Genomic DNA, 17,294 nt, shown 5'->3' on the forward strand with positions numbered 1-17,294 from the left:
GCTGAATCTGAAACAGATAAGGCAGGGTGTGGGTTGTCCTTAGGGACAGAGTCAAGCGCTGGAATCAGGCCTTATCGTAGATGGCAACACAGAGTCTTCACTGGTTCGAGGAGCGCCAGAATTGAGCAAAAGGGGGCACACCACGATGCTGATCTATCGATCATATGCACCTCTCAAAATAGTGTTGCGAGCACTGCACGATCGAATTGAGAAACGAGTAATTGCCAATTGCTTGGCACGTACAAGTTATTCAGATGGCACTGAATAAGCAATCAAACGAAAAGTCTGCTCTTCAATTTGCTCGGAGCAGCTCCTGTTGGATTGTTCATCATATGAGAGGGCGAGTGGACAAATTTAAGCGGCGTTGTTCCGAGCGTTCTGCCTCCGCCTTAGCCCTGACGTCAGCCTTGATGAGCGCGCTGCGCAGGCTGGCCAAGACGTAGCCAGCGTGAAAGTCATAGTCGGCTTTGGCTTGCTTGACCACCTCTGCCTGGGCCTCGCAAGCGGCAACGTCGACCGGATCCGGTGGAACGGCAAACAGCTTGGCTTGTAGCGTCAGCCACTGCTCGCGAGCGGCTTGCAGATTTTGCATGGCTTCGTCGGCGGTGTGCATCAGCCCCGGTAGGTCAGCTATTTCAATCAACATGGCGACGCTCCCAGAACGGGTTGGTGAATCGAGCATAGCCTGTGGTCGATCCCTGCGCTTCTGATTTTTGCTCTTCAGCGGGAGGGAGAGAGCATGTCTGCATCTGCCCCCCGCCGAGGTGTCCCTTACCCCATAAAGCTTTGAGCAGTCTCCCTACCAGGCCTGCATTAATTCCGTGAGGAGCAGCTATTTACAGTTGCCAGCCTTTCGATATCCCGCAGCCAGGGCGTCAGATTCAGAATCAAAAGTAATTTGGTTTTTCGCCGACACCTGACCATAACCAGGGCACCCCATTGAGAGGTGGTACACCTGACTCTTCCTGTTACCAATGATCGTACCTACCCCGGTCGCGCTCGCCAGGGTTGGCTGGGTTGCGGCTCGCGGAGGATTGCCAGGAAGGGCGCTAACTACCCCATCACCAACCGCTTTGTATCCTTGCGACCAACGTCGGTCACCGGTTACGAAAGGATTGGCGTGCCCCATGATTGCCGCAATGCGTTTATCTCGCTCTTTCTCCCAGGCCGAAACCGGGTACTGCTTGTCCCAGGCCATCAGTAGCTGTTGCTGCTGACGAGACATGCTCAGGTTGTATCTGTCGAACATGTAGAAGGTTGTCCTGGCGACCAGCCCTTTAACCTCGTCACGCGGCTCCGCAGCTCGTTGATCGAAGTCAACCCGTGTCTTGCACTGCCCATACTGCGGCGCTACCCCGGAGGCCATACCGTAGTTGAAATTACTGCGGTCGCCATTCACCTCCCCAACAGATGGGTAGAGGTTGAACAGGTCTGCCTCCATTGCTCGAAACACGGGATCATCATCCACACAGTGCTCCCGTCCGCCGTTCTTCCAGCATTGGCGTTGGTTACCGAATGTCCAGGCAGGAACGATGTGTTCCCACTCAGTCCGTTCAGCACGGCTCTGCTGCTTCCTGGTTTGATAGCCGCAAGACTCGGAATCGATCCGGCCACCTGATTTCCCCACCCATGTCCATTTGCAGCCGCAATACAACTCGCCCATGGAGCTGTTCGCCTGGTCGAGGTAGATTTTCTGCTTGGCTATGACCTTGGCTTCGGAGAAGGTCGAGGGAGGGCTAGAGAAGGCGGGGGCAATTACTGCGAGGGTTAGCGTTACTACGGACAGCAGTTTTTTCATTGGAAAACATTAGCAAATTAGGGGGCGTGCATTATACGCACGCCTCAATGTCTGCCGACGGAAGACAGGAAACCACCGGCGGCATGAAAAGTTTGCTTCAGTGATCTGAGCCTCACACCCCGAGATCGAGTTGCAATCTCCACTCCAACAAGTCTTTCGTCAACGTATCTGGTGGCAACGCACCTACGATACCGCGCAACAGATGGTAGCGTTGGCCGTTAGGCAACGCGACGGCGTTAGGATTGTCTTCGAACAACCGAGGCCCCTTTGCAGCCAAACGCTGGCCTTCAAGGAGAGCCTGCAACGCTTCAGCACCCAGCCACTCACTCCGTAGGTAACCGAGGATATCCACTGGGCGGGTTTTCACATAGCTGGCCAAGAGCTCAACAACCAGGTGCGCCAAGCTCTCCACGCCCAGTGTCGCAGCGGCAAGCTGCCAAATTTTTCCTTCTTGGGGAACAGTAATTGCCATGAGCCTATGTATCATCCTTGAGATCTGACGCTGACGCGCCTTTCAATTCAAGTAACGAGTCCAGCAATCGAACGTCCTCACGCGGATCGTCTGACATCGGTATGGACTCCTCAACGTGCCGGAGAAGGGCTTCGCTGTCGGTGGTTTTGAGATCAAAACCAATCGCGCTGATTCCAGGTTTTGGAGGATGGGACTCGTGCTAACAGGCGAACCCGTGACTGAGTCTTTCGAGCTCTGCCTTCACGAGTTCGTATCCCGCTTCACTGTGGGCCGCTTGCAGCCGCGAGCTTCCACTGGTCTCGACTAACGGCTGATTCAGCCAATGATCGGCTTTCATTTTGTTGCCAAATACCTGCTCTGCCTGGTGTTGAACCAACTCAACGTAATTCATTTTCTGGCTCTCGGGAGAATTGCCGGCATCTGCTCGGTTTTAGCCAGCGGTCGAGGTCGAAGTTTGTGCCTTGGCGCAATATTCGCGAAACGCGACGATGCCGCGCGTGATATTTCGCACAGGTTTAATCATGAACCTGTACGCGACGAATAGATTCAGCGCGATCCAGCCCATTTGATAACTCGTCCCATGGAAACCTCCGTGGTGCTCGCTGGCTTGCCAAAAACCGTAGGCTACGAAGATTGTGAAAATTGCGACCATCAACGGAAAGATACTTAGTCGGCCCAGCGACACCGCAATGAAGGGAATGTTAACGACCGACCGAACCGGCTCACCCTCAACCTGGATGGCCCAGATTCTGGCGACCTTGTCTTTGCCCAGCTGAGATGTCACTCGCACCCGATCCCCTGCCTTGACGTGAGCATCTAGCACATCTGGGATTTCGAGGGTTTCGAGCTTCTTGCCGTCAATTTTCCAATAGTGGTAGCTGACCATGTCGCCGCCGAAGCCGCGCGATTTTTCGTCGAGTCGCCCGTCTACGATCTGCATTTCCTTCATGTTGATCGCTGTCCTGCGTTGCGGAGTGATGGCAAAAGGATATTTCTACAGAATCCTAAGTAAGTCTTAGTACGTCGTCAAAGAGAATTTAAGAATCTCTTAGTCTTTCGGCTAAGAAAATGACCACGTTCGGCAAGCGTCTAAAAGAAGCGCGAAAGGCAGCAGGCTATTCACAAGAACGCTTGGGGATAGACGCAGGGATCGAACCTGCTTCGGCCTCAGCGCGGATGAATCAATACGAGAAGGGTGTGCACGAGCCAGGGGAAAGCACCGTGCAGCAGATTGCTGCTGTCCTTAATCTGCCAGCGGCGTACTTTTATTGTGAGGACGATGGTGAGGCGCACCTGCTGCAGTGCTTTCACTGCCTGAAAAAAGACGATCGAAAACAGGTGATCGATTTGGCTGAGAGTCTTGCTTTCAATCACTGAGGTTGGGATCGGATAGAATTTTTCACGTCGCGTTGCCCCCACGTTGGCGGGGATAGATCGCCTTGTTTTCGCTGTGCCATTTTTCAGCGTTCCCGCTGTCGCCGGCCTGGCCTAAGATCTGCCTCTAACCGCTGACTGGAGTAACCCTGTTGAATCAAAAAAAGACGGTGTCACTGGCGGAGCATGAGGGGTTGCAATCGGTGATTGATAACGCACGAAAGCATGCCGAAGCAGGCTATCCAGACATTACAGACACTGATCCTGCTGCCTTCGACGCGGACTTTATGATCAATAGAGAGCGAGAGGGAATGAGTGTCGCGCAGGCGCTTGAGGCATTGGTGGAATTCAAGCGCAGTCGTTGTTCATGAGCTTTACCCTCTACTTCTGCTGTAGCCGGCTTGCAAATGACACGTCGAGCCGCTGTAAAAAAATCAATCAGATCCGCAAGACAGAAGTGAAGGGCTGAGGATATCGGCCATTTACAACGCGCCGGTGTTGTCGTACAGGCTGATATTCTGGCTGAAGCCGGGGACTTACTAGAGCTGCGTGGCCTGATCACCAACTGCTTTGGCGACAATGATTATGTTCGGAATTCGGATGCACTTCGTCACATTCTATTGACCCTTGAATCTCCAGATAGAGCGGCTAGGGACTCATGACTCCAATCGCCATAAAAAGCTGGTGATAAACAGATCCAAAAAAATTGCCGAATCTACATGTTGTGCTTTAATTTATTGAATGGCACATCATGTGGTGTTTTTCTATGAATAGATCCAATATTCAGCAAGAAGTCGCGCTGCTGCATCGGGAAATTTGGAAGCAAAAGGAAGTGCTGTGGCCCAATCGACAGCTGATGCCCCTTCAAATGCTAGAACCCGACGCTGCAGCGTACCTGCTGGATGTTGAATACTTGACGCTCCCAAACCTGGGCTCCACCAAATTCATGCGTTCTGGCCAGGGCCCAGGAATCGCGGGACTCATCGATCGCCAGGCCAACAAAATTGCCATTTCGATGGCCTACCCTGAGCAAGTTCAGCGGTTTACTGGCGCTCATGAAGTGGGGCACTTCATGCTGCACGAGGGTCAGATCATGCTCCGTGACCGTCCACTGGACGGCTCTGCCAATGCCGGTCATAGATCAGACATTGAACGCGAAGCGGATTATTTCGCCGCATGCTTTCTCATGCCGCCGAACCTTCTGACGGCGCATTTTGAAGCGCAGTTTGGATGCAAAGGCGCCTTTAAGTTTACCGAAACGACGTCCTTCCACCTGAACCACAACGATCCTGACTCGTTGCAATATGCTTCGCAGGGCTCCCTGGATCGCGAGTTTGCCTTGGCTCGCTGTGAAAACTTTGGCGGCCGAAGAATGAATTCCCTGGCTAAACAATTTCGGGTCTCCGACAGCGCGATGGCGCTTCGGATCAAAGAGCTCGGACTGGTGGTGTGGCCATGACATCCAACCTGGAGACCGACATGAACATTTCCGAGCAGCACACCATTCAATGTCCTCAATGCGGTGGTACTCAATTCGAACAGCCGCAGATTTTGAGTGACGGTGATTGGGTCACCTGCGTTACCTGCGCTCAGTCTTTTCCAGTGGACGACATCCGCCAGGTGGGACTCGACCAGGCGATGGGGGTAGTGATTCCCGAAATCAAAGCTGAGGTGGAAAAAATGCTGAAAGGTCTGTTCAAGGGCAAGCTCAAATGACTTTGTATGAAACGTTGACGCTGCTGGCGTCTCTTCTCGCTCTGGTTGTGTCTACCGTGTCTTTGGTTCGCGGCCGAAAACTGGGTCAGGTGCAGGAAGACCTAGCCAAGATCACCTCAGAGCTCGCCCTGCGACAAATCGATTCACTCGAAATCGCCAAGCTGGAGAAAGCGGTTCCGCAACTGGGTGTGCATATCACGAGCTTGGCCAAAACGAGCTATTTCATCATCACGAATACGGGGCAGGGAAGTGCTTTTGATGTCGATCTGGAGCTGATTGATAGTCCCGACAACCCTCTGGTGACGGCGCGTGATCTCTTGCCGTGCCCTGAGCTCAAGCCTCGCAGCACGGTAAAACTGTTGGCGAGCTTTCACTTAGCGAGTCCGCTTCGGTACCAGGTTAAGCTGCGGTGGACGACGGAAAGTGGAGGAGGGGAATCCGAGGTTTTTTGGGTGTCGCAGGCTTAGAGTAGATTTGTCAGAGATACCACAATGAGGCGGTCATTGTGGCGTAAAGTCGTCTTGGATGACTTTTCGATCTCGACGACGCCAGAATGCCTTCCACAGATTCATACAGACCTGAGAAGCCATGGTAACGTCGTGACAATGGATGCATTTGGGGAAGGCAATGGCCAAAATCTTCTTTTCGTACAGTCATGACGACGAAGCTCTTCGAGACCAGCTAGAGAAACATTTGGCTTCCTTGAAGCATGAGGGGGCGGTGGAGTCGTGGCATGACCGTCGTATCCTCCCGGGGGAAAATCTTGATGGAGCAATTGACTCGCATATCGACTCGGCCGAGGTGATCCTACTCTTGGTAAGTGCGAGTTTTTTAAGCTCGCATTACTGTTACTCAATTGAGATGCAGCGCGCATTGGAACGACATGCGAAAGGTGAGTGCAAGGTCGTACCGGTTATCCTGCGGGCCTGTGACTGGAGTCATAGCCCTCTCGGAAAGCTAATGGCGGTACCCCAGGATGGTAAGCCGATCACAAGCTGGACGAATCTTGATGAGGCCTTTACCGACGTGGTACGGCAGATCCGATTGCTCATTCAGGAGATGTCCCGCAGTCCGGCAAATTCGATTGAGCAAGGACTATTTCAGGGAGCGCCTTCCACGTCCGTGAAGATTTCAGCCCTGGCGGACGTCATCCGGTCGAGCAACCTCAGGCTACGTAAAACTTTTACCGACTTTGACAAAGACCAGTTCGCTCACGATAGCTTCGACTACATGCGGCGTTTTTTTGAGAACTCATTAATTGAGCTTGAGGCGCGCAACCCGGGTATCCAGGGCACCTTTCGGCGAGTCAGTGATGTGCGATTTACAGCCTCGATCTATCGAGAAGGAAAGGTCGCTGCAGAGTGTGCCATCGCTATTGGTGAAAGCTTCGATCGAAACAGCATTACCTATTCCGGCCAGATATCCAGCAACGGATACAATGAGGCGTTGTCGGTCGAGGTTGACGATCAGGCCATTTATTTTAAGACGCTAATGGGGTCGCACTATTCAGGTCGCGCGAACAAGCTGAGCCAAGAGGGGGCTGCTGAATTCTTTTGGGCCCAACTCTTGGAGCGGCTGCAACGGTAACAGCTGGTGCAGCGGAATCTTTTGTTCGCCCGGCCAACCCATTGCGCGGAAGGCGCCGATTTCCACCTCTGCGGCATCGGCTCTGCATTTCCTTCACCCTCGACGTCGGTACCCCGTCCATATTCGACGGGCACCGTCGTCAGACCGGAGAAGCTACAACGCAAATGCCCGCCCGTTAGTCTTCGGCGCTCCGCCTTCGAAGAACTCAACCGATGCAACCTGATTGATGCGATCGACCATGATGAACGCCCCCAAAAGGTATCCACAGACGTGCTCGGGATGAGTGACACCGTCATACGACCAGACATCGTCAAAGCTTTTTTTGGTGAGAGCCATCAGTCGCAGCCTATCCGAGTGTATCTGTTCAGCAGTTTTATCGGGCTTGGCCATTTCAATGGCGATTAGATTATCCCGTCCTTTCTCCCCACGACTGTGCACGATGAGATCGCAGGTGACGTTGATCACCTCTGTATTATTCAATAGGACAGTCTTGATCTTCCCGCCTTGCTTTCTGTTGTACTCAGGATCTGCGCAGTAACCTTCAAGACTGTACGAGGGAAGCAAGCTTTCGAACTGCATTGCGAGCCGACCGCAGAGATTTCTTTCGGCAGTATTGTCCCTGATGCTAGCTGCGTCCTTGACCAAGAAGCGGGTGAATGCGTCTTCAAAAAGCTGGTACATGGTGCTCCGCGAAATTTCCATTCTAATAACTCCAGTCCATTGCCAAGAACGTTGGCTCTTACGATACGCCACTCAACGCGTAGGCTGGGCATCGCCTTCTAATAACTCATTAGGTACATTGGGTAAAAGGCACGTGCAAGCACCTGCCTTTTTCGGGGAGGCCAATCACTTTAGCGATTGCCAAGGTTCAATCAGCGAAAGGCAACCTTAGACTCGCGCATTGATCCAATCCCAAACGCTCTTTTCAAGCCAACCTTCACGTTCTCCGCTGTTTACCTTTGTGACAAAGATGCGATCGTTGTTGTCCAGTTTAAGCTTAAGATCGTCACTGATCTGGGTTGGAGTGGCATGACTCTCAATCCATCGCACAGTCTCCAGTCCCGAGTCTTTGGTATTTGGGTAGCGTTCCAAATGCGCGATGAATGCTCGACGAGCCTGATCGTAATTACCGCGTTCCTTGTTGAGATTCCACGTGACCATGTAGACAGACATCGATACCTCCTTGTTGAGCCGAGAATGGCTATTGTGAGATTAGATGACTGCGTAGCGGATGGTAGAATTTTGTCAGCCGTGATCCCTCTAGAAGCTCGACCACAGATCCAGTCTAATACCGCGTTAAGTAGCGCTAAAAAATACTGATTTTGGTTCTCACTGCCCTATGCGCTTGGTCATGCGAGTAGTAGGTTTAGCCAGGAAGCCAAGTCATGGCCGCCACCAATTCTCTCAAACCAAAGGAGCGTCCGAAATGGACTTCATCACTACTGGAATCATCGCTAGCTCGGTTTACGACGTCCTCAAGCACGGCCTGAAACTGAGTGCTGGAATGCTCAAGGAGCGCTTGAGTGAATGGATCAAAGAGGACGTTGTAGCAGAGGCAGTGGCTGAAGAGCTTGCCAAATTGGGAATCGATGACGGGATGAGCGAAATAGCCATTACTCGCCGTCTTGAGCAATCGCCTGCGATAATTGGTTTGATTCGCGATATCAACGCGAAGGTGGCGGTAGTCGCACATTCCACGATCACCAATGTGACACAGACCCACAGTGGTAGCGGTGACAACGTCGCCGGCAACAAAATCGCCAAGTGATTCGAACTGAGGTAGCACGCTTGACTAGCATTGAGCAGCACCACAGTGGCAGCGGCGATAACGTCAGGGACAAGATCTACATAGAGATCAAGTCGCTGGCCCCGTCTGATCTACTCATTCCCATGGAAATGGTGTTCGAGAGCCTGCGCAAAAAAGACCTGGCCACTGCAAAGATACAGATGACGATGCTGAAGGCGATGGCCCAGAAAGCCCCTGAAGCAGCAGCGTTGGTTGAAGTCATTTCCATCTATGGTGAACTGGTCGAGGTCGAAGAGCAGGGCACCGCTTGGGGAACGGTTTCGAAAAACGCAGCGTCAGCCAAAAACGCTATCGTCAAAGACGTCTGTTTAGCTGCTCTTCTGCGCCTGGCCCGTCGCACCGAGCGGGAATCGGCGGCAAAAGAGCATTACCTCGCGGAACCTGCTCCAGGGCCGTACTCCAAAGAAGCGTTCTTGCGCTCCTACGCCGATACAACTCAACTTGAGGCGGCAAGCCAGCAATTCATCCTATCGGAAGGGGAGCTTACGGGGATCGTTGAAGGGGCTCTTCGACTGGATCTGGACGATTTGGCAAATCGTATGGCGAAGCGTCTGAGCGATGAGTATAAGTCCTACAACGCCGATGTACTTCAAGCGATGGCGAGCGCTTCCACCCTGAATGGACATCTGTTCTCACAACATCTTTGGCTGAGTTCGCCGGAGGTGAAACAACGTCTGGACGACCTCACCGCGCAGGTCGTTGAACTCATGGAGCGATCGGACGGTACCGATGCTCGCCTCTATAACATGGCATGCCCCATTTTTGAGACCTATCAAGGCTTGGCTCCGCCAACACTGTTTGAACTACTCAAAAAGAATCTCCAAGTATTCGACCCTATCCATCCCGAAACCGCCGCCCGATTCAAAGCCATCGCCGGAGACCGCACGCACCTTCCCCAATGGCAGCAAGACCTTTGGGATGCCAAAGAAAACCCGCAGAAACGAGCCGCATGGTGTCGGCTGTTTCTAGTAGCAGATACTCAAAAGCTTGTGGAGGTGATTCCCTTCATCCACCTCGCGACCCCGGCTGAGATTGGCGTGTGGCTATCCAAGGAAACACCGATTGGCGAAACGTCAGAAATGGAAGTTCCTTTCCTGAGACTTCTCGCTCGCGCATTCCGTAGTGCTGAAGAGGAGGGTGACCTGCTGCAACGAAGTGCGTTGGCTGACCAGGTTGACCGCTTCCTAAGCGACTGGGGCGACAAGATCCCAAGTATCGCACCTGAGCGAATATTCGAGCTCGCTGAAAAGCTGTTCGACGCAAAGCTGCCCCACAAGTCGCTTGGCATTACTTCACGATTGATACCCGCCCACGCTTTGTGGCCTTCGCCCTTTGTAGTCATGCACTTGAAGTGTCTGCTGGAGACGCAGCAATACAAGACCTTTGACGACGTCGTATCCCGGGTTGCAGGGGCGGATACGTCTCTTATGATCATGAGCTTTTGCTCGCTGAGAGATGAGCAGTTGGGTGACATCGCATCGGCAATGAACATCAGCGACCAGATGGTTGCGCTTGCGCCCAAGGTGCCATACGGCTGGTATCGAGGCTGCTACTTACGCAACCGCTATCGAGATGAATCTGAACAGAAAGAGTTTCACGTACAGATACCTGACTCACTGCTGCAAGATTATTCGCGTGAGGTGGCGGCGATACTCTATTTCCTCACCAAAACAGGGAATTTCAAGCGAGCAGAAGCCAGATGGGTGGAATGGTTTATCGATGATCCCAGGGGGCTCGCGGTCGAGCTTGTGAATTTCCATTTTGGATTGATCACCGGTGGCTGGAGTCAATTTGAGGATTCGCCTGAGCTGGAGTTATGTAAGGCCGCTTTTCAGTTTGAGCAAGACGACAGCACGATGATCAGACTGATCGTCGATGACCACCATCCTTCCAATGAGTGCACGTTGAAAGCCTCCAGCCAATTGGCGGAGCTACTTCAGAGATTGCCCATCGGCGAAAGCGCCAACTTGGGCATGACTAGTTATAAAGTTCAGCAGCGCCTACCGCCCTATGTGGCTTGCTTGCGAATCGCACTCCAGCTTCGGCATATCCACAACGACGGCAGCGACTGCTTCGCGATGATGAAGATGCCGTCGGATACTGCTGAGATGGTGCCTTTTCTGGAAGAGAAATTGGGGTTTGGAGGCGACAAACAACTGACGACAAAGGTCGACGATGTTCCTCTTTTCATGCGCGGGCATGCCCTGTATCCAGACAATGCTTTCAAAGGAGCATTGAATTGCTGGACTGACGTTTCCATTCCTAAGTCGTGGCTCTTCGCTGAAGGAGAAGCCGAACCCCAAGCGGTTGTGCTTGATGCCTACAGTATCGGTTATCTAGCCGTCACTGATCTGGCACAGCATTTATTGAGCGTAGGCGTCTCGTTCGTTTTGCCGGCTACTACCAAGGAGGCCCTCAGCGAATGGCTTGAAGAAATCACTGCAGAAAATTTCATGGCACTGGGCGTGACTGAAGGGGGTAGGTTGTTTCGCACCACCGCAGCAGATATCCGAGCCCGTGATGGGCATATCCTGCAGGCACTACGTGTAATTCTGGACAACGCAACTGTTGCCCATCCCGTCCTGCACGACACCGAGCTTGAGATCTATTCGATCAAGGAAGGCATCGACTCTACGGCGTACGACGCGATGCAACTTTCGCTCGCAAACGACATTCCGTGGCTTTGCATGGATGGAACGTTTGCCACGCTTCATCATTCGACGGGATACAAAACTGCGAATGCGAATGCACTTGTTGCGCGTGCGATAGCCAGCTCACCGTCGGACTTTGAGCACAAACGCCACGGGCTCTTGCTCTATGCTTTAGGCGCGCTTCCATTGCCGCTCACCTTCGGTGAGATCCATCATTTGGCCGCGAACCCGAATGCACTGGCCGGGTTTATTTTGTTCAAGATCATCCAGAACCACGGGCATCAGATTTTTCTGAAAAACGATCAGTCACTGTTCCTGTTGGACATGATCTTGACTCACCTCACGAGCCGCTTTTATTCGGGGAACAGTCACAAAGCAGCTCGGCCAGCCTATACGCCCTGGACAAATTACACCTCACACGTTTTTAACCATGGAATGAAGCTTTTTTTGGCAGCCTATGACGTGGGCACCATCGAGTATCGGCTGGCCGCAGCGATGATGTACATGGGATCATCGATCAGCTTCAACAAACCTCTCAAGAATTTCGTCATTGGTCATTTCATGGACTTTGCAAGAGGACATTTTCTGGATGTCGAGGCCATCAAGGAAAATCTTCGATCGTGGAGCCAGGTGATGGATTCGAGTTCCGTTGAAGCTGGTCAGGAATAGCGACAAAGAGTCTTGGCGCGATAGGCATGCGTCCGTCCGATTCATCTCCCCAAAGGGCCTACACTTCGACGAGAGCTGCAACGATAAGGCATAGCTGGCCTATCGTTGCAGCTGAGTAATGTTGAAACTGGATTTTCAGCAGGTAAGGGGGGCTATCAATCTTGCGGCGCTTGGCTTGTCATTTTCGAGAAGTCACTGCCACCTTCTTTGAGAATGACATAATCTAGCGTAACGATATCTTCCTTGTCGCCGCCGTACTTGGCCATCACATCTACAACCTTTATCGCAGCATAGAATCCGTTTGTATTGACGAGCACCACTGACTGCCCCTCATATGCGATCCTTGATCTGGAACTGAATACTAGGCTGCTTGCATCACCTAGCTCACCTATCTGTGCTACATGATCGGCAAGCGCAACTCCACGAATGCTTGGAGGGTCATTGAGGAACTGAATGCAGTTGGTGTGAGCACCGTAGACGTAAATCTCAAAAGTCCATTCATCCTTGCCGATCATGTAACGACCGTCGTGATCAACGTGGCAAAAACTGATAGTTCCTTGAGCGGGAGTAGACCAAGGAGGTGCGACCTGGTTCGATTTGAGGGTCTGGCTCATGCCGAGTTGCTTGCAGATGGCTACCGCCAATTGCTCCGGCGTTTTTTCGGACGCTAGCAGGTATCCGGTGCTAGTAGGCATGCCAGGAAGAGCGGTGTTATCGAAACGTACAGGAAGTACGTACTTGGTACGAAGGGTGATTGCTTTTGAGAGAGCAGCTCGACGTTCAACGTTCGTGAAGGGCTTCTCAACATACTCCTTTGACACAAATACAACCACTCGCTGCATGCGCTCGGAATAGAGGTCGTTCAAGGTATCGATCAGATCGCATCCCCATAAGGCATCTTCGTGAAATGAATCATAAAAAACCTTCACGCCCCTTGCTTGCAGACTGAGTGCAACCTCTTGCACATAGCTTCGCTGCTCGCCAGCGAACGAGAGACCTACTGCAAATTCTTCCCCTTCCAGGGCGGTGAGTCCCGTAACCATTTTTCCTCCTGTGGTCAACTGAAGCGTGTCGGCGATCTGCGGCTTTAGCCTATCAGTTCCAGATAATCATTGAGTATAAGCGTTCGACCAATCCGCCTTGCATGACTAAGCCGGACACCACTTGTGCGGCAGCAGCTCCGCAACCTCATTGGCCCACTGCCGGGTTGTGACCATTATCCCGAGCCGTTTGGATCGAACTCATAATTGCAGTCGCGCGCTTGTCACTTCGCAGTGATCCAGCAAAGAGCCAGTTCTTACGCCCGAGAGTCAACTGGCGGGGGAGCGAGTTCTGAATGTGGTTCACCAGCAGCCAGCGCTTCTCTGGAGATTTCAACCCCCAATCGGGCACGTAACTCTTTCGCCCGTTCGAGGCGAAAAGCAAAAATCCCAAGTAGGAAAAAGCATGCACAGCTGCCGATTTTCAGAATCTGAGCTGTTTTGATTTGGCTATCGATGGACTCTGCGATGAATTCGTCATTAAGTCCCAATACGAGATTACAGATAGCATCCTTGTCCCACATGTCGATCGCGATTTTAGGATCGTCGGTATAACGACATTCAGCTTGCTGGAGATGCCAAGTCTTACCCTGCAGCATGTGTGGGAGATCGAATGTCGGGCTGTGGGCTTCATTGTTTCCGGCCCAAAACCAGGTGCCGGTGAAATTAATCCGCAGGAGGGCAAAGTCGTCCTTATCCACGAATTGGCCGATTGCGAGCAATAAAATCCCCATCACCACGTAGGCACCCCGGACTAGGCATAACCGCCACAAACCTGGAATGTCAAAGCTCAACTGGTTGGCGTTGAAGTACCCGCCAGCCCGTCGTAATTCCGTGAACTCCAAATTGTGCTCTCGCATCCAGTCATGCAACTTCGCTTTGGCTTTGACCGAGCGAAGGTGAAATCCTGTCTTCAGATTGAATTTGTTCAGATCGAGATAATCGTCGGCAACCTTTTGGTCGTCCGCATTCGTGTACTTGCCTTCAAGACCCAGCCACTTCAAAAGCTGGTGAACCATGAAGAAAAGCGATCTTGTGCGCCACCAGACGGCGCCAACGACGAAAATGCCGCATGCTATGGGCCAGAGCTTATAGAGAACGTCCAGCACATGCATCACGGCTGTAAAAGTTTGTTCGGTCAAGATTTGAGGGCTCCAGTCGGTCGGTAGGGCGGTTAATTGGGAAGGCACACAGTAAAAACTTCGACGTTTGCGCCTGCAACCGAATAGCCATGTAAAACTGAGGAGGATGAACAGGTGAGGGTCTAGCTGTTGGTCAATGGTTCGTCATAAAACCTGATGTTTCGTTCAAACCAATCCCTTCATGCAGGCAACCTTTACCCATTGTCAGCTCCGAACAAATTCAACTGATTATCCGGAATTTTCAGGCAGTATTTTGGCGTGCGCTGGAGCGCGCTGCGGCGGACGATAGAGCGGTGCAATTTTGCGCATCTTGGAGGATTTTTTTGTGCAAACCTTACGATAGCTCTTTTGCCATACCCAAACGAGGCTGGCCAAACGCATTGTGGCCTGGACGTTGTTTCCCTACGTTATCTTTCAAACCGTTCAATCCTCGCAGGCGCTCATGCGCGCTACCGTCCATGTGATTCAGGATTTGGGCTTCTGGGAGTCGCTTCCCTACACGCTGGCATGCGCTATAGCGGCCGCCATCACCTGCCAGGCTAAAGTAGTAGCTCGTAATTTGCGCAAAACCTACAAGCTGTTCTAGCCCTCGAATAGAACTCTATCTGCCCGCGTAGACAGAGGTCTATTTTAAAACTCAAGATCGCCTGGGCGTTGACTGCGAGTTCTGACCAAAATCAATGCCTTCGGCGTCGGTGTGTTTTCTAAGCGTTGAACAGCTAATCACCAAGGTGCAGGTCAAAAAGAACCCGCTCGGATTTGGCGAACCCTAGCTGGCCGGATTGCCCTCATCAGGCAATGGTGTGTATCGATATCCCTGGTCACAGACCCAAATCCATCTCAAGCTTCGCAACCACCAGGTGCTCAGGCAGCCACTCGACAGAACACCACTCAAATACTGTGAGGGTGAGCGTGTTCCATATCGTTAGCTGAATGCGAAGTGCGTTGTATTCATCATGCACGAACATTCCACGATAAGGCTTCAGGATCTGTTTCAGAATCAGCATTACCCCGCGTGGGTAGCGTCCACGACCTTTGCTGTCCGCTATGGGGACATACCGAAAGCAGTCGTGGGGTTGAAAGTACTTCTCCTTGACCACCTTTGCCAAGCTCGCCCGAAGCTCCTTCTTGCTCATTCGAGACGCTAATGTCCACCAAACGAATTCGACGTCATCGAGCTCCCATCCGTCAGGCGGATAGTCCTCGTAATCTTCGTAGTAGGCGAAAGGCAGAGGGCGGTTCGGGCGAGGCCATGGGCGGGCAGGTTGGCCAGGAATGAGTGTGATCTGGGAGTCAGTCATGTGCTGCTTTGGGGGCAAAAAGTAGGAAGGGTACTAGAACTCATGCGGTCGCAGAGAGCAACCAAGCGTCATGAAAATTATGTCTAAACAGTGGGTTATCAGCTTCGAATGTGCCACGGCAATCACGTGCTTCAAGTGTGCAGTTGGCTTTTTTTGAGTGCCAAAGAATGCAGTAGTATGCAGTAGAGTGCAGCTGGCTCAACTGCATACTATGAAGCTTGGCTTCTGTTGCTGAGGGGATCGTCGGGAAGGCTCGCGTTTGCGCGAGATAATAGGCATAAAAAAAGGACTTAGATCTCTCTAAGTCCTTGATTTATAAGGGTTCGTGGTGGAAGGCCAGGGATTCGAACCCTGGGTACGGTATTAGCGTACGCTGGTTTTCAAGACCAGTGCTTTAAACCACTCAGCCAACCTTCCAAAGGGGTGTTGCTAGGGGGAAAACAACGCTGCAAGTATGCAGTTGGGGAGTACCTAAGATAAGAACTCATGGACCTGTTACAGTCGACGGTTTTCAAGACCGTTGCCTTAAACCACTCGGCCACACCTCCGTTTGCGTTGCGGGCGCCATAATACCTGAATGAAACACACTGTCAAACTCTCTGCATAGCTTGTTACAGAGCGTCTGTTATGATCTTTGCGACTGAACGTTTCAAACCAACAGGAGTGTCGCCATGCGCGAACAGGATTACGCAGTTAATAACAGCGTGCAGGCTGAGCAGCTAGAGGTTAGCCGCGTCCTGCGCAACACATACGGCTTGCTCGCCCTGACCCTGGCTTTCAGCGGTGTGACAGCCTACGTTGCCCAGCAGATGCATGTTGGCTACCCGAACATTTTCGTGGTGCTGATCGGCTTCTACGGTCTTTTCTTCCTCACCAACAAACTCCGTGATTCGGCCTGGGGCCTGGTGTCGGCATTTGCCCTGACCGGTTTCATGGGTTTCCTGCTTGGCCCGATCCTCAACCGTTACCTGGGTATGCAGGGCGGCGCTGAAGTGGTCAGCTCGGCTTTCGCGATGACGGCGCTGGTGTTCGGCGGTTTGTCGGCATATGTGCTGATTACCCGCAAGGACATGAGCTTCCTCGGCGGTTTCATCACGGCAGGCTTCTTCGTGCTGCTGGGTGCGACGCTGGCGAGCCTGTTCTTCCAGATCAGCGGCCTGCAACTGGCGATCAGCGCAGGTTTCGTGCTGTTCTCCTCGGTCTGCATTCTGTTCCAGACCAGCGCCATCATTCATGGCGGCGAGCGTAACTACATCATGGCCACCATCAGCCTGTATGTATCGATCTACAACCTGTTCGTCAGCCTGTTGCAGCTGTTCGGCATCATGAGCCGCGATGACTGATCCTCGGCCTTGAACTAAAAAACCCGCTCAGGCGGGTTTTTTATTGCCACAAATCCAGGCTTACTCTGTAATGACGATGCTGCCGTCGGCTTGCTGGCGGTAGATGGTGTAGGGCAGCAGCAGTGTGTCCATCGCCCCGGACACGACCACGTCGAGCAGCACGATAGCGGGGGCGGGACCATGTACCTGCGCATCCCGGCCGTCTTCGAGGGGCGCGTTCAGGTAGCAGAAGTCGTAGGTCACGCCGCTGTAGATTCGCGGTACCGCGCCGCAGTAACTCTTTTGTTCCTTGAGACTTTTCGAGGCCACTTCGTCACTGCGCACAACCGTCTGAATCGTGCCGCAACCCGCCAGCATCGTAGCCACCAGTAGCATTGCCTGAGTTTTCATGCCG

At 52.5% G+C, this 17,294-nt stretch carries 20 protein-coding genes, 1 tRNA gene and 1 pseudogene; 9 read left to right on the top strand and 13 right to left on the bottom strand.

The window, feature by feature from the left end; translation table 11 throughout:
- Window positions 1–328 precede the first annotated feature (328 nt).
- The 5 genes from PSJE_RS00745 to PSJE_RS00765 all read right to left on the bottom strand — a co-directional run bounded on the left by PSJE_RS00745 (window position 329) and on the right by PSJE_RS00765 (window position 3,219).
- The gene (locus PSJE_RS00745; protein WP_090455749.1) at window positions 329–646 is read right to left on the bottom strand and encodes a hypothetical protein; all 318 of its coding nucleotides are present in this window, start codon (window positions 644–646) and stop codon (window positions 329–331) included.
- 186 nt (window positions 647–832) lie between these two features.
- A complete protein-coding gene (locus PSJE_RS00750; RefSeq protein WP_090455747.1) occupies window positions 833–1,798 on the bottom strand; it encodes an endonuclease in 966 nt (321 codons plus the stop codon).
- A 112-nt stretch (window positions 1,799–1,910) separates the two neighbouring features.
- The gene (locus PSJE_RS00755; RefSeq protein WP_090455745.1) at window positions 1,911–2,270 is read right to left on the bottom strand and encodes a hypothetical protein; all 360 of its coding nucleotides are present in this window, start codon (window positions 2,268–2,270) and stop codon (window positions 1,911–1,913) included.
- Between the two features lie 199 nt (window positions 2,271–2,469).
- Window positions 2,470–2,661, bottom strand: a complete 192-nt coding sequence (locus PSJE_RS00760) for an MbcA/ParS/Xre antitoxin family protein (protein ID WP_090455743.1) — start codon at window positions 2,659–2,661, stop codon at window positions 2,470–2,472.
- A gap of 39 nt (window positions 2,662–2,700) precedes the next feature.
- Complete coding sequence (locus PSJE_RS00765; protein ID WP_090455741.1) at window positions 2,701–3,219, bottom strand: hypothetical protein; 519 nt, start codon at window positions 3,217–3,219, stop codon at window positions 2,701–2,703.
- 119 nt (window positions 3,220–3,338) lie between these two features.
- On the opposite strand from PSJE_RS00765, the gene PSJE_RS00770 reads away from it, so the two are divergent.
- The 6 genes from PSJE_RS00770 to PSJE_RS00795 all read left to right on the top strand — a co-directional run bounded on the left by PSJE_RS00770 (window position 3,339) and on the right by PSJE_RS00795 (window position 6,947).
- Window positions 3,339–3,647: a helix-turn-helix domain-containing protein gene (locus PSJE_RS00770; protein ID WP_090455740.1), complete on the top strand. Its 309-nt coding sequence runs from the start codon at window positions 3,339–3,341 to the stop codon at window positions 3,645–3,647.
- A gap of 149 nt (window positions 3,648–3,796) precedes the next feature.
- Window positions 3,797–4,015 carry a hypothetical protein gene (locus PSJE_RS00775; RefSeq protein ID WP_090455738.1) on the top strand — a complete coding sequence of 73 codons (219 nt, stop codon included), beginning with the start codon at window positions 3,797–3,799 and terminating at the stop codon, window positions 4,013–4,015.
- A 395-nt stretch (window positions 4,016–4,410) separates the two neighbouring features.
- Entirely contained in the window at window positions 4,411–5,103 is a 693-nt protein-coding gene (locus tag PSJE_RS00780; RefSeq protein ID WP_090457901.1) for an ImmA/IrrE family metallo-endopeptidase, read from the top strand.
- 20 nt (window positions 5,104–5,123) lie between these two features.
- The gene (locus PSJE_RS00785; protein ID WP_090457899.1) at window positions 5,124–5,360 is read left to right on the top strand and encodes a hypothetical protein; all 237 of its coding nucleotides are present in this window, start codon (window positions 5,124–5,126) and stop codon (window positions 5,358–5,360) included.
- Window positions 5,357–5,827, top strand: a complete 471-nt coding sequence (locus PSJE_RS00790) for a hypothetical protein (protein WP_090455736.1) — start codon at window positions 5,357–5,359, stop codon at window positions 5,825–5,827. Before PSJE_RS00785 ends, PSJE_RS00790 begins: the two co-directional genes overlap by 4 nt.
- Before the next feature lie 160 nt (window positions 5,828–5,987).
- The gene (locus PSJE_RS00795; protein ID WP_090457897.1) at window positions 5,988–6,947 is read left to right on the top strand and encodes a toll/interleukin-1 receptor domain-containing protein; all 960 of its coding nucleotides are present in this window, start codon (window positions 5,988–5,990) and stop codon (window positions 6,945–6,947) included.
- A gap of 153 nt (window positions 6,948–7,100) precedes the next feature.
- Here the strand turns inward: PSJE_RS00795 and PSJE_RS00800 are convergent, their stop codons facing one another.
- The gene (locus PSJE_RS00800) at window positions 7,101–7,649 is read right to left on the bottom strand and encodes a hypothetical protein (RefSeq protein WP_208601463.1); all 549 of its coding nucleotides are present in this window, start codon (window positions 7,647–7,649) and stop codon (window positions 7,101–7,103) included.
- A 186-nt stretch (window positions 7,650–7,835) separates the two neighbouring features.
- Window positions 7,836–8,120, bottom strand: a complete 285-nt coding sequence (locus tag PSJE_RS00805; RefSeq protein WP_090455734.1) for a hypothetical protein — start codon at window positions 8,118–8,120, stop codon at window positions 7,836–7,838.
- Window positions 8,121–8,373: 253 nt separating this feature from the next.
- Between PSJE_RS00805 and gapS6a the strand changes: the two genes are divergently transcribed.
- Window positions 8,374–8,715, top strand: a complete 342-nt coding sequence (gene gapS6a / locus PSJE_RS00810; RefSeq protein WP_090455732.1) for a GapS6a family protein — start codon at window positions 8,374–8,376, stop codon at window positions 8,713–8,715.
- A 20-nt stretch (window positions 8,716–8,735) separates the two neighbouring features.
- Window positions 8,736–12,074, top strand: a complete 3,339-nt coding sequence (gene gapS6b, locus PSJE_RS00815) for a GapS6b family protein (protein WP_090455730.1) — start codon at window positions 8,736–8,738, stop codon at window positions 12,072–12,074.
- 155 nt (window positions 12,075–12,229) lie between these two features.
- Here gapS6b and PSJE_RS00820 read toward each other — a convergent pair whose 3' ends face one another.
- The 5 genes and pseudogenes from PSJE_RS00820 to PSJE_RS00840 form a co-directional block, all read right to left on the bottom strand.
- On the bottom strand, window positions 12,230–13,117 hold the full coding sequence (locus tag PSJE_RS00820; RefSeq protein ID WP_090455728.1) for a TIR domain-containing protein: 888 nt from the start codon (window positions 13,115–13,117) through the stop codon (window positions 12,230–12,232).
- Window positions 13,118–13,222: 105 nt separating this feature from the next.
- Window positions 13,223–13,418, bottom strand: a pseudogene (locus PSJE_RS30145) (IS66 family transposase); the annotation flags it as partial.
- Entirely contained in the window at window positions 13,372–14,304 is a 933-nt protein-coding gene (locus tag PSJE_RS00825; RefSeq protein ID WP_425320316.1) for a DUF6216 family protein, read from the bottom strand. The pseudogene PSJE_RS30145 and the gene PSJE_RS00825, both read right to left, overlap by 47 nt.
- 773 nt (window positions 14,305–15,077) lie before the next feature.
- A complete protein-coding gene (locus PSJE_RS00835; RefSeq protein ID WP_090455722.1) occupies window positions 15,078–15,557 on the bottom strand; it encodes a hypothetical protein in 480 nt (159 codons plus the stop codon).
- Window positions 15,558–15,883: 326 nt separating this feature from the next.
- Window positions 15,884–15,974: transfer RNA gene (locus PSJE_RS00840), tRNA-Ser, on the bottom strand.
- 254 nt (window positions 15,975–16,228) lie between these two features.
- On the opposite strand from PSJE_RS00840, the gene PSJE_RS00850 reads away from it, so the two are divergent.
- Window positions 16,229–16,900, top strand: coding sequence for a Bax inhibitor-1/YccA family protein (locus tag PSJE_RS00850; RefSeq protein ID WP_057714309.1), 672 nt, complete (start codon window positions 16,229–16,231; stop codon window positions 16,898–16,900).
- Window positions 16,901–16,960: 60 nt separating this feature from the next.
- On the opposite strand, the gene PSJE_RS00855 is transcribed toward PSJE_RS00850, so the two are convergent.
- Window positions 16,961–17,290 carry a YceK/YidQ family lipoprotein gene (locus PSJE_RS00855; RefSeq protein WP_090455721.1) on the bottom strand — a complete coding sequence of 110 codons (330 nt, stop codon included), beginning with the start codon at window positions 17,288–17,290 and terminating at the stop codon, window positions 16,961–16,963.
- Window positions 17,291–17,294: the final 4 nt, after the last annotated feature.

Source organism: Pseudomonas jessenii (genome assembly GCF_002236115.1).
Lineage (GTDB): Bacteria > Pseudomonadota > Gammaproteobacteria > Pseudomonadales > Pseudomonadaceae > Aquipseudomonas > Aquipseudomonas jessenii.